The organism is Maribacter caenipelagi (assembly GCF_004364175.1).
Classification (GTDB): Bacteria; Bacteroidota; Bacteroidia; order Flavobacteriales; family Flavobacteriaceae; genus Maribacter; species Maribacter caenipelagi.
In genome coordinates, this window is sequence record NZ_SNZW01000013.1 from 589,927 (window position 1) to 601,578 (window position 11,652).

The following is an 11,652-nucleotide window of genomic DNA, read 5'->3' on the forward strand; positions in this document are numbered from 1 at the left end:
ATTTATTTATCTAGATCAATATTCAGTACTTTATTAATTTTTGAAATAATATTTTGACGTGCTTTTACTTTTAACATTTCCCAATCTTGCCCATAATTTCCTGGGGCATTTATCATTACAAACCAATTTTCAGTTCCTTCTGGAGCATCGGTAGGATTGTCTTTAGAGGTGATATTAATATATACAGTTGGGTCGTGGAATAGTGATTTATCATTAAAAATAGCATTAAATTCTTTTTCATAGAATGCACTAAAAAAAATATTATGTAAATCTAATTCTGGAAATTCTCGGTTAATTCCCCAATAAAAAATTAGTGCGGAACTAGATCTTTCTTGGGCTAAAGTCTTTTCTGGAGCTTTTTGCTTTCTTAATAAACTCCTATATGTAGGATAAATGTCCATATTAGAAACAATGATATCTGTCTTATAAGTGTTTTTAGTTGAAATAGCTCCAGTTACCTGATTATCGACTATGATAATCTCTTGTACCTTTTCATTTAAATTGAACATGATACCTTCATCGAGGGCTAATTTGTATAAACTTAAACTTATTTGATGCATTCCACCTTTTGGGAAGAAAGTACCAAAGTCCATCTCTAGGTGGGGTATCATTGACATGATACCAGGAGTTGTGTATGGTGATGAGCCGTTATATGTTGCAAAACGGTTGAATAACTGTATTAGTTTCGGGTTGGTGAAAAATCGTTTATTGGTTTTGTTTAACGTATCATTAACGTCTAAAATACCCATTTGAAAAATGGACCTTAAAGTTTGTATCGATAAGTAAGTATCTAATTTATGTAGTGATTTTTCAAGAAAAATAGGAGCGGTTAAGTCGTATTTCTTTTTGTTTTTATCAATGTATCTTGAAATATTAGAATGAGGTTCGTCGAAAGTTTTTGAAGCCTGGGATATAAAATCATCTATTTTGGAAGCCGCCGTAAAACGAAGCCCATCTTCCCAAAAGTAATTACAAATTGTTTCCTTTTGTTTGTATTGGAAATGCTCTTCCGAATTTTTGCCGAATAATTCAAATAGTTCAGTAACTAAATGTGGCATAGTAAATAATGATGGACCAAGATCGAAACGAAACCCTTCTTTTTCGATAGCATGTAGTTTGCCACCAGGATATTCATTTGCTTCCACTACGGTAACATCGTACCCTTTTTTTCGTAAACGTAACGCACTGGCAATGCCGCCAATACCGGCACCTACGACCAGAGCTTTTGGCATTTTTATTTTTTAAAATATTTGAAAGGAACAAACAGCATCCCGAAGCATTCACCATCACCTTTGCCTATATGTTTGTGGTGCATTTTATGTGCTCTTCTAACACCTCTACTGTACCAGTTATTTGCATTTCTAAATAGCTTAAAGCGTTGGTGTATAAAAATATCATGCACCAAGAAATAAGCAATTCCGTATGCCAAAATTCCAAATCCTAACGGGTAGCCGTACCAAAATCCAGTAGTGCCTGCATAAAATAAAGACATGCTTACAATTGCATAAAAGATGAAGAACAGGTCATTTCTTTCAAACCAAGAATCGTGATCTTTTTTATGATGATCTTTATGTAAGCTCCATAGAAAACCATGCATTACATATTTATGCGTAAACCACGCCATGAATTCCATGAACAAAAATGTTCCAAGAAAAATCAGTATTCCAATAACTATATTCATTATACCAAGTTCATTTTAAATTTAACATAAGAACGTGCAAGTAGTCCAAATTTCTGGTAATTCGGCACTCTAATTCGTGCATTTTTTATTTCTAAAGATGGTGTGCTTTGTAATTTGTTCAGTAGTTTGTAATAATACTTATACGCTGTATATACTCCGAATTTTGCATCTGTAGGCAGACCTATAATTCCTTCGTAACCTTTCTTGAAATCAGCCTTTATTTCTTCAACGATGCGTTTTTTAGATGCTTCATCCAACTCTTTTAAGTTGGTGTTTGGGAAATATGATCTATTGAGTTCCTCAAAATCAGCTTTTACATCTCTCAAGAAATTCACTTTTTGAAATGCAGATCCAAGAGCCATTGCAGATTCTTTCAATCTATTATACTCTTCAACATTGCCCTTCACAAACACCTGAAGACACATTAAGCCGACAACATCTGCAGAACCATATATATACTCTTTATATTCTGCATCGGTTCGGTAAATATTCTTCACCAAATCCATTCGCATACTTTTCATAAATGAATCAACTAAGTGCTTTGGTATATCATAGGTATGATATGTATGTTGAAAAGAGTTTAAAATAGGGTTAAGACTTATTTTATCTCGTAACGAAGCTTCAAGTTCTTCTTCGAATTTATCGAAAAGAACTTCTTTGTCGTAATCATGAAACGTATCTACAATTTCATCTGCAAATCGAACAAAACCGTAAATATTATAAATATGACCACGAATAGATGAGTGAAGCATCTTAGTGGCTAATGCGAAAGAAGTACTGTATTGTTTGGTAACAATCTTACTGCATTGGTATGAAACTTGATCAAAAGTATCTTTCATAGGTTAACTAATTATCCTTTATAATTAATTCTGACACTAACTTACCGGAGATTAATGCGGGCGGCACACCGGGACCAGGCACAGTCAGTTGTCCTGTAAAATATAAATCAACTACTTTTTTACTTCTTAAATTAGGTCTTAAAAATGCAGTTTGTGTTAAAGTATTCGCCATGCCATATGCATTGCCTTTGTATGAGTTGTATCGTTCAACAAAATCTTTAACACAGAATGTCTCTTTGAATATAATATTTTTTCTAATGTCTTGCCCTGTTCTTTTTTCGAAACGATCCATAATTAAATCAAAATATTGACTTCTCAATGCTTCGGTATCTTCAAGAGCAGTTGCAATCGGAACTAGAAAAAATGCTGTTTCGCAACCTTCAGGTGACATACTTGCATCTGTAATAGACGGAAAATTGGCGTAAAACAATGGATTTGTAGGCCATTTTGGACTGTCGTAAATTTCTTTGGCGTGTAGCTCAAAATTTGTATCAAAAAATAGGTTGTGATGTTCAACGTTTTTCAGTTTTGTATCAAGCCCTATGTAGAACAATAAGGAAGAGGGCGCAAATACCTTTTTATCCCAATAGCTTTGAGAATATTGCTGGTATTTTTCATCTAAAAGGCTTTCAGAGTGATGGTAATCTGCTCCGCTCAAAACAACATCTGCGTTAATGGTTTTTCCATTGCACGTAACCCCTGTAGCCTTACCGTTAGTTACTTGAATTTTTTCTATCGGCGCGTTGGTGTGTATTTTGACACCAAGTTCTTTAGCAAGACTTTCCATGGCTTTAATAACCTTATACATGCCGCCTTTTGGGTGCCATGTACCCAGGCCAAAATCGGCAAAGTTCATGAAATTATAGAACGACGGAGTATTGCTAGGCTTAGCGCCAAGAAACAATACAGGAAATTCTAAAGTAGATACCAATTTCGGATTTTTAAAAGACTTACGTACTTGCGAACTAATAGTTTTAAAAAATTGGTCAACCTTTAATATAGTTTCTTTTGTCACTAATTCTAAAGGAGAAAGTCCCGGTCTTAAAACTACCTTATTGATGGCAATATCATAGTTTTCTTGTGCTTGAGCGATGAACTTTTTTAACGCTTTTGAGCTGCCAGGTTCTATTCTTTCGAACTCTACGCAAATTTTATCCATACTATCACCAATGGTAATAATATCGTCACTAAAAAATATTTTATAAGCCGGACTCAGCTTATCTAGTTGGTAATAGTCTGATGTTTGTTTATTGAAATCGGCAAAAAACTTATCAAATATGTCTGGCATCCAATACCAACTTGGTCCCATGTCAAAAGTAAATCCTTCTTTTATGAATTGAGAAGCTCTACCACCCACGGTGTTGTTTTTCTCATATATAGACACGTCCCAGCCACCTTTTGCCAAGTAACATGCTGCTGATAATGATGAAAAACCAGAACCAATTACTATGCAATTTTTATTCATTTGTATCAAAGAGATTATAAATTGTTAACCAAGTTATCGATGGAAGTAAATGTTCTACAAAATTTAGGTTTCGTAGCCTCTTCAATAAAATTGGTTTGTCTTCCTAAAATCCAAAAATTAGGGTTGTTATATTTGGCAACAAGCTTAGAGAAATCTTCTAAATACTTATTAATTTTATCTTTTTCTGGGAAAACGGTAAAATACGAAACGAAATAAATATCATCGAAATACTTTAATACATCTTCTAGATTCTCCATAGGTATCGTAGGACCTAAATATATACACTTATAACCTTTTAAAATAATTTCGTAGTTAATATACAATAATCCGATATCGTGTATTTCATTTTCAGGTAAAAAGGCAACAAATACTTTATCTTTTCTTGTAGGTTCTAAATGTTGAAGCTTCTCGGTATTGAGAAGAATTTTTTGTTTAATCAAGCTACTCATAAAATGCTCATGAGCCGGACTAATAGTATCAGTTTGCCAAAGAAGACCAAGCTCGTTCAATAAGGGAACAAATGTTTCTTTAAAGATTTCTCTAAACGAATTTTCACTCAATAAAGCATTATAGGTATTAAAGAACATTGTTTGGTCAAAATTGACCATTGCCAACTTAAAAGCATTTATAGCTTGACTCTTATGACTATGTTTTGCTACTATCTCACGAACTACATACGGAATATCCTTATCAGAAATCTTGGCGATTTTAGATATTTTGTGTCCGTTATTATACAACAATGTAACATTAAGTAACTTTTGTAGGCTCGAAAGGCTATATGTTCTAATGTTTGTGTCGGTACGTTCAGGAGACAAAAGATTGTATCTTTTTTCCCAAATTCTGATGGTGTGTGCTTTAATGCCAGAGAGGTTTTCAAGGTCCCTAATACTAAACTGCTTTTTTACATTGTTCATGTTTTCTTAAAAAGGATTAAACAAATTTACAATTTATTAAAATGCATTAGGGTACTTGAGCGTTAAAATTATCAAAATAAAAAAGGTTAGACCTAAATCTAACCTTTTGTGCCCACGACTGGATTCGAACCAGCACGTCCTTACGAACACTACCCCCTCAAGGTAGCATGTCTACCAATTTCACCACGTGGGCATTCTTGAAGAATATTCGAGCGTAAAGATAGAAACCTATCTTTCAATTTAAAATATATTGGTGATTATTAATAGGCTAACTTATTTATAGTAATTGCGATTTTTGATACTGGGTTGGTGTCAAGCCTTTTATCTTTTTAAACTTCTTATTGAAATTAGAAATGGAATTAAAACCAGATAGGTCAGATATCATATTTATATTCAACTCTTTTTTAGAATTTAGTAACTGGCAGGCATGTTCTACACGAAGCTCTATTAAAAATTGAAAGAATGTTTTATTGGTTCGTTGTTTAAAAAAACGACAAAACGCGTTTGGGGTCATGTATGCCATTTTAGAAATGTCATTTAATAATATAGGCTGCTGAAAATTTTTAAAGACGAAGTCAAATATTTCTTGCAAACGTTCACCCTCATTAGAGCTTAGGGTTTTAGCATAAATGAACTTACTTAATGGTTCGGTAGACGCGTTGCTTAATTGTTCTAATAACTCTAAAAAGAAAGTAAAGCGTTTTAATTTATGTTCCGTTTGCAGTGCTAAGAGTTGTTGAGTTATTTGATTTTTATTTGATAGCACTTTAAAGCCGGAAGCGGCATATTTAAAGAACGATTGCAAATCTTTGAAATAGGGTAGATCAAAGAAGCCTACACCAAACGTATTATCGGTAAAGAAAACCGTAAGCATATGAGCATCTTCATCATCTGCAATACTTTTAAAAACGTGAGGTAGATTACTGCCGATTACATAAATATCTCCTGCAGAAAATTGGTGTAAGCTATCACCGACCAACAATTTTCCGTTTCCATTTATAATATAGCTTATTTGAATTTCTTCATGTTGATGTAAGCGGTTGTAAAAGAAAGGTTCTTTATCTATTTGAATAATTAAATGCTCATCTATTGGTTTTGGTATTTTAAACGGAAAAACCTTCATATGCATCTAATTTAGCACTATTTATTGTAAAAGAATGATTAAAATGGTAAAATAGTACGATATGTGGTTAATATGAAAACAATTAAATTCTAATACTACCCGTAGATTTGGATATCATCAAAAAAAAAATAGAATGAGTATTTCATGGACAGGCGTTATGCCAGCAGTTACAACAAAATTTACCGATAAAGATGAACTTGATCTAGATATGTTCTCTGTCAATATTAGAGCTCAATTAGATGCTGGTGTAAGCGGAATCATTCTTGGCGGAACCTTGGGCGAAGCAAGTACCTTAACTTATGACGAGAAAAAGGTGCTTATGAAAGAGACTGTAAAGTTGGTAAAAGGTAAGGTGCCTGTCATTATTAATATTGCTGAACAAACAACGAAAGGAGCTATTCATGCTGCTGAAGTTGCCGAAGAATGTGGTGCAACAGGTTTAATGATGTTGCCGCCTATGCGCTATAAAGCGAATAATCATGAAACGGTAACCTATTTTAAAGAAACGGCGAATAGTACCGATTTGCCCATTATGATTTATAACAACCCTATTGATTATGGTATACTGGTGACCCTAGATATGTTAGAGGAGCTTATGGCTTGCGATAATATACAGGCGGTAAAAGAATCTACAAGAGATATTTCTAATATTACACGTATAAAATCAAGATTCGGTGATAGACTTAATGTTCTAACCGGGGTTGATACATTAGGCTTAGAAAGCACATTAATGGGGGCTGATGGATGGGTAGCTGGTTTGGTATGTGCTTTTCCGGCGGAAACGTGTGCTGTTTTCGAATTGGCTAGAGCTGGTAGAATTAAAGAAGCATTAGAAATATATAGGTGGTTTTTACCATTATTGGAGCTTGATATTAGTCCGCAATTGGTACAGAATATTAAAATGGCAGAGGTTGCAACGGGTATTGGTACAGAAAATGTTCGCGCTCCAAGGCTGCCATTAATTGGAACAGAACGCGAAAGAGTAGCAGCGGTAATAAAACATGGTATGGCCACCAGACCAACATTGCCAAATTATAAAGGAATTAATTAATTTAAAGAATGTTTTATGCCGCAATACATTTATGGGGCATATTAGAAATGTAAATTAAAGAATCGAAATTTGTTTCGGCTTCTTTATTTACTTTTGAGAAACATCAGAAAAATAGAAAATGATAAGCGGTACAAATGCAATAGGAAGTAAATCTTCGAAACAAGGAAATAAAACTTTTAAAACTTTTGATCCTAAAGAAAATAAAGAAACTGAATGGACTTTTTATGAAGCATCTTCAAATGAAATTGATGAAGCGGTAGACTTAGCTACTGATGCCTTTAAAGTTTATAAAGATTTTTCTGGTGCTAGAAAAGCGGAATTTTTAGAGGCGATTGCTGATGAGATTGAAGCACTTGGAGATGAACTTATCGATACCTATTGTAAAGAATCGGGTTTGCCAGAAGGTAGAGCAAGAGGAGAGCGAGGTCGTACGATGGGACAATTACGCGCTTTTGCAAATTTATTAAAAGAGGGTTCTTGGGTAGAAGCGGTAATTGAAAAAGCCCAACCTAATAGAGAGCCAATGCCCAAGTCAGATATTCGTAAGATGTTATTTCCGTTAGGTCCTGTAGTAGTATTTGGTGCTAGCAACTTTCCATTGGCATTTTCAACGGCAGGTGGTGATACGGCAAGTGCGCTGGCAGCAGGTTGCCCTGTTATCGTTAAAAGTCACCCGATGCATGCTGCTACAGGTGAACTTGTATCATCGGCAATTATCAAAGCAGCAGAAAAAACAGGAATGCCAAATGGTGTATTTTCAAACTTGAATAGTAGTGGTATAGAAGTAGGGCAGCAGTTGGTTAACCACCCAAAAGTAAAAGCTGTTGGGTTTACGGGTAGCATAAATGGTGGCACTGCACTTTACAAATTGGCGAATGAGAGAGATGAGCCGATACCTGTATTTGCAGAGATGGGAAGCATCAACCCTGTAGTATTGCTTCCTTCGGCATTAGAGAATGACGGCGAGGCATGGGCTACTAAATATGCTTCTTCGATAACTATGGGTGCAGGTCAATTTTGTACCAATCCTGGTTTGGTATTAGGTTTAAAAGGAACAAATTTAGATAGTTTCATCAATACCTTATCCGAAGAAATTGTAAAATTAGAGCCAACATGTATGCTCCATCCGAATATATATGCAAAATACAATGAAGGTAAAAAAGAACTATATGCACAAAAGGGAATAACTATTACGGCAGATTATAAAAAAGCTACAGATCCAAATACGGCAGAGCCTTCTATTTTAAAGGTTAGCGGTGCCGATTTTTTAGGGAACACAAAATTACACAAAGAGGTTTTTGGTCCGTTTTCAGTAGTAGTTGAATGTGAAAATACTACGGAATTAGAAACTATTTTAAATCATTTAGAAGGTCAGTTAACAGGTACTATATTAGGTTCTGAAAAAGACTTGGCTGCCCATGCTTCATTAGTAAATGCACTACAAAGTAGAGTAGGGCGTATATTGTTCAATGGCGTGCCAACGGGTGTAGAAGTAAATTCATCTATGGTTCATGGTGGTCCGTTTCCTGCTTCTACAGATGCTCGTTTTACGTCTGTTGGTACATCGGCAATAAAGAGATGGGTACGCCCGGTTTCTTTTCAAGATTGGCCAAACAGATTATTACCAATGGCTTTGCAAAATGAGAATCCGTTAGGTATCACTCGTTTGGTAGAGGGTGCTTACACTAAAAACTGAATTATTAAATCAACTAAATAATCTAGAATAATTAATTGCTTAAACATGGCTAGCAGCACTTTTGTTTGTATCGATGCACATACCTGCGGTAATCCTGTTCGGGTTATAAAACATGGTGGTCCTGATTTGGTAGGTGCTACTATGAGTGAAAAACGGCAGCATTTTTTAAAGGAATATGATTGGATACGTAAAGGACTCATGTTCGAGCCTCGTGGTCATGATATGATGAGCGGCAGTATTATTTATGCTCCGAGCGACCCAAATAATGATTTCGGAATATTATTTATTGAAACTAGCGGATGCCTACCTATGTGCGGTCATGGTACTATAGGCGCTATTACTATTGGTATAGAAGAAGGATTGATTGTACCTAAAACACCAGGGGAAGTTCGTATGGAAACTCCTGCAGGGTTAGTGAAAATCTCCTATCAACAAACCGGTAATAAAGTAGATTGGGTAAAATTGACCAATGTGAAGTCGTATTTGGCAGCAACAGATTTAACAGTAACTTCATCATATTTGGGTGAGATTGTTTTTGATGTATCCTACGGAGGTAATTTTTATGCTATTGTAGATACACAAAAGAGTTTTAGCGGAATTCAAGATTATTCTGCCAGTCAGCTTATTCAGTTTAGTCAAGAATTACGGAAGAGAATCAATCTGAAATATCCCGATTTATTTATACACCCAGAGGATCCAACTATTAGAAATGTGAGTCATATGTTATGGGCCGGTAACACTATTTCTGATACTGCTACCGCAAGAAATGCCGTATTTTATGGCGATAAGGCAATTGATCGATCGCCATGTGGTACAGGTACTTCTGCAAGAATGGCACAGTGGCATGCAAAGGGTTATTTGGGTGTTGGTGAAGATTTTATTCATGAAAGTTATATAGGATCTCAATTTGTGGGTAGGGTAGAAGAAGAAACGGTTTTAGTTGATAGACCTGCCATAACACCGAGTATTAAAGGTTGGGCAAAAATATATGGACAAAACACTATTACCATAGACGACGATGATCCGTATGCATACGGATTTCAAGTAATTTAAATTCAAGTACTTATAAATGAAGAATGTACTTATAATTGGCGGAGGCATTGTTGGTTTAAGCACTGCCTATTTTCTAAATAAAGAAGGTTTTGACGTCACTGTCATTGATAAAGGTGATATAACTTCTGGCGCATCTTTCGTAAATGCAGGGTATATTACCCCAAGTCATATAATTCCGTTAGCATCGCCAGGTATCATAGCGAAAGGTATTAAAATGATGTTCAATTCTGCCAGTCCGTTTTACATGAAGCCAAGATTAGATGTTGATTTTTTAAAATGGTCATGGTACTTTCATAAATCTTCAACACCGGCAAAGGTAGAAAAGGCAATTCCTTTAATTAAAGACATAAATTTAATAAGTAGGGAGTTATTTACAGATATTAGAAATTCGGGCGATTTGGGCGATTTTCAGCTAGAGCGAAAAGGCTTATTGATGTTGTATAAAACCGAAGCGAGTTACTTACATGAAAAACAGGTTGCAGAAAGAGTAGCTTTTGAAGGATTAGAGGTGTCTGATTTAAGCAAGGCAGAATTACATCAATTAGAACCTAATGTAAATATTGATGCAGAAGGTGCTATACATTATGAGTGCGACGGGCACACGACCCCGACAGAGATAATGCCCAAATTAGTTGCTTATTTAAAGAAACGAGGTGTTGTGATTAAAACAAATGAAGAGGTTTTGGATATTAGGAGTGTTAGAGACACCATAAAAGAGGTGGTAACAGATAGCGGTTCTTATAGCTCAGAAGAAGTTGTTTTGGCTGCTGGCTCATGGAGCGGTGAGCTGGCGAAAAAATTACGGTTGAGACTACCATTACAGGGCGGTAAAGGATATAGAATAAATATGGAGCGTGATACAGGTGTTACAATTCCCGCTATATTAATGGAATCTAAAATAGCCGTTACTCCTATGAAAGGGTTTACAAGATTCGCAGGTACGATGGAGTTTTCTGGGAATAATGATATTGTCAGAAAAGAAAGAGTGACAGCAATTGCCAATGGCGCTCAGGCATTTTATCCAGATATAAATATTAATGATGCAGAAATTAAAAATGTAAAAACCGGATTGCGACCTGTATCACCAGATGGTCTGCCATATATAGGTAAATCATCAAGCATTAAAAACCTGACCATTGCCACTGGGCATGCGATGATGGGTTGGAGTTTAGGACCTGCTACCGGTAAGCTAGTTTCAGAGTTATTGACTGATACTAAGACTTCTATGAAAATTACAGCATTCAGCCCTGATCGAACTTTTTAAAGATATTAAAAAATACTCGTCGGCATAGAATTACCATTCACCGACAGTAAACTGCTACTCACCTATATTGATCATTTTATAAGGTATAAATCTTTGACATTTGTTGAACTAATAAAAATGACCTATGGACATATTACTTATAGAAGACGATTTAATAGAAGTTATGAAGTTGAAACGTACGGTTTCTAAACTTAACTTAAAGCATTCAATTATAGAAGCAAAAAATGGTGAAGAAGCTTTAACCTATTTAAGGTCTGGCGAAAAATTGCCAGATATCATTCTCTTAGATTTGAATATGCCAAGAATGAATGGTATTGAATTTCTTGAGATTTTAAAGGCAGATGAGTTACTTCAATACTTACCTACAATTATTTTAACTACCTCAGAAAATAGAGCAGATTTGTTGAAATGCTACCAAGCTGGTATTGCAGGTTATGTAATTAAACCATTGAAATATGAAGATTACGAGTACAAGTTAAACGCTGTTTTAGAGTACTGGAATGTTAATCAACTAGTAAAAGGCTAACAAAAAAGCTCATTTCACAACATTTTTGCGTAATTACGTA

Annotated in this window: 11 protein-coding genes and 1 tRNA gene; 5 read left to right on the forward strand and 7 right to left on the reverse strand. The window is 35.2% G+C overall.

The genetic code is table 11. The annotated features are described in order from the left end of the window. Window positions 1-2: 2 nt before the first annotated feature. From crtD to DFQ03_RS07565, 7 genes are all read right to left on the reverse strand, one after another. On the reverse strand, window positions 3-1,232 hold the full coding sequence (crtD, locus tag DFQ03_RS07535; RefSeq protein WP_317128167.1) for a 1-hydroxycarotenoid 3,4-desaturase CrtD: 1,230 nt from the start codon (window positions 1,230-1,232) through the stop codon (window positions 3-5). Between the two features lie 2 nt (window positions 1,233-1,234). Beyond that, window positions 1,235-1,681, reverse strand: coding sequence for a sterol desaturase family protein (locus DFQ03_RS07540; RefSeq protein WP_133672550.1), 447 nt, complete (start codon window positions 1,679-1,681; stop codon window positions 1,235-1,237). Next, window positions 1,681-2,520, reverse strand: a complete 840-nt coding sequence (locus DFQ03_RS07545) for a phytoene/squalene synthase family protein (protein ID WP_133672551.1) — start codon at window positions 2,518-2,520, stop codon at window positions 1,681-1,683. Before DFQ03_RS07545 ends, DFQ03_RS07540 begins: the two co-directional genes overlap by 1 nt. A gap of 7 nt (window positions 2,521-2,527) precedes the next feature. Continuing rightward, complete coding sequence (locus DFQ03_RS07550; RefSeq protein WP_133672552.1) at window positions 2,528-3,985, reverse strand: phytoene desaturase family protein; 1,458 nt, start codon at window positions 3,983-3,985, stop codon at window positions 2,528-2,530. 14 nt (window positions 3,986-3,999) lie between these two features. Next, entirely contained in the window at window positions 4,000-4,899 is a 900-nt protein-coding gene (locus tag DFQ03_RS07555; RefSeq protein ID WP_133672553.1) for a MerR family transcriptional regulator, read from the reverse strand. 109 nt (window positions 4,900-5,008) lie between these two features. Next, window positions 5,009-5,092 (reverse strand) — tRNA-Leu (locus tag DFQ03_RS07560). 84 nt (window positions 5,093-5,176) lie between these two features. Continuing rightward, the gene (locus DFQ03_RS07565; RefSeq protein ID WP_133672554.1) at window positions 5,177-6,022 is read right to left on the reverse strand and encodes an AraC family transcriptional regulator; all 846 of its coding nucleotides are present in this window, start codon (window positions 6,020-6,022) and stop codon (window positions 5,177-5,179) included. Window positions 6,023-6,155: 133 nt separating this feature from the next. Between DFQ03_RS07565 and DFQ03_RS07570 the strand changes: the two genes are divergently transcribed. The 5 genes from DFQ03_RS07570 to DFQ03_RS07590 all read left to right on the forward strand — a co-directional run bounded on the left by DFQ03_RS07570 (window position 6,156) and on the right by DFQ03_RS07590 (window position 11,612). Continuing rightward, entirely contained in the window at window positions 6,156-7,073 is a 918-nt protein-coding gene (locus DFQ03_RS07570) for a dihydrodipicolinate synthase family protein (protein WP_133672555.1), read from the forward strand. 118 nt (window positions 7,074-7,191) lie between these two features. Then, window positions 7,192-8,769: an aldehyde dehydrogenase (NADP(+)) gene (locus tag DFQ03_RS07575; protein ID WP_133672556.1), complete on the forward strand. Its 1,578-nt coding sequence runs from the start codon at window positions 7,192-7,194 to the stop codon at window positions 8,767-8,769. Window positions 8,770-8,814: 45 nt separating this feature from the next. Further along, complete coding sequence (locus DFQ03_RS07580; RefSeq protein ID WP_133672557.1) at window positions 8,815-9,822, forward strand: 4-hydroxyproline epimerase; 1,008 nt, start codon at window positions 8,815-8,817, stop codon at window positions 9,820-9,822. 16 nt (window positions 9,823-9,838) lie between these two features. Further along, window positions 9,839-11,086 (forward strand): NAD(P)/FAD-dependent oxidoreductase, encoded by a 1,248-nt coding sequence (locus tag DFQ03_RS07585; protein ID WP_133672558.1) that lies wholly within the window; start codon window positions 9,839-9,841, stop codon window positions 11,084-11,086. A gap of 124 nt (window positions 11,087-11,210) precedes the next feature. Next, entirely contained in the window at window positions 11,211-11,612 is a 402-nt protein-coding gene (locus DFQ03_RS07590) for a response regulator (RefSeq protein ID WP_133672559.1), read from the forward strand. Window positions 11,613-11,652 lie beyond the last annotated feature (40 nt).

Coding starts and splice junctions, on each gene's coding strand:
- crtD (WP_317128167.1), bottom strand. CDS start 1,232: ATGCCAAAAGCTCTGGTCGTAGGTGCCGGTATTGGCGGCATTGCCAGT.
- DFQ03_RS07540 (WP_133672550.1), bottom strand. CDS start 1,681: ATGAATATAGTTATTGGAATACTGATTTTTCTTGGAACATTTTTGTTC.
- DFQ03_RS07545 (WP_133672551.1), bottom strand. CDS start 2,520: ATGAAAGATACTTTTGATCAAGTTTCATACCAATGCAGTAAGATTGTT.
- DFQ03_RS07550 (WP_133672552.1), bottom strand. CDS start 3,985: ATGAATAAAAATTGCATAGTAATTGGTTCTGGTTTTTCATCATTATCA.
- DFQ03_RS07555 (WP_133672553.1), bottom strand. CDS start 4,899: ATGAACAATGTAAAAAAGCAGTTTAGTATTAGGGACCTTGAAAACCTC.
- DFQ03_RS07565 (WP_133672554.1), bottom strand. CDS start 6,022: ATGAAGGTTTTTCCGTTTAAAATACCAAAACCAATAGATGAGCATTTA.
- DFQ03_RS07570 (WP_133672555.1), top strand. CDS start 6,156: ATGAGTATTTCATGGACAGGCGTTATGCCAGCAGTTACAACAAAATTT.
- DFQ03_RS07575 (WP_133672556.1), top strand. CDS start 7,192: ATGATAAGCGGTACAAATGCAATAGGAAGTAAATCTTCGAAACAAGGA.
- DFQ03_RS07580 (WP_133672557.1), top strand. CDS start 8,815: ATGGCTAGCAGCACTTTTGTTTGTATCGATGCACATACCTGCGGTAAT.
- DFQ03_RS07585 (WP_133672558.1), top strand. CDS start 9,839: ATGAAGAATGTACTTATAATTGGCGGAGGCATTGTTGGTTTAAGCACT.
- DFQ03_RS07590 (WP_133672559.1), top strand. CDS start 11,211: ATGGACATATTACTTATAGAAGACGATTTAATAGAAGTTATGAAGTTG.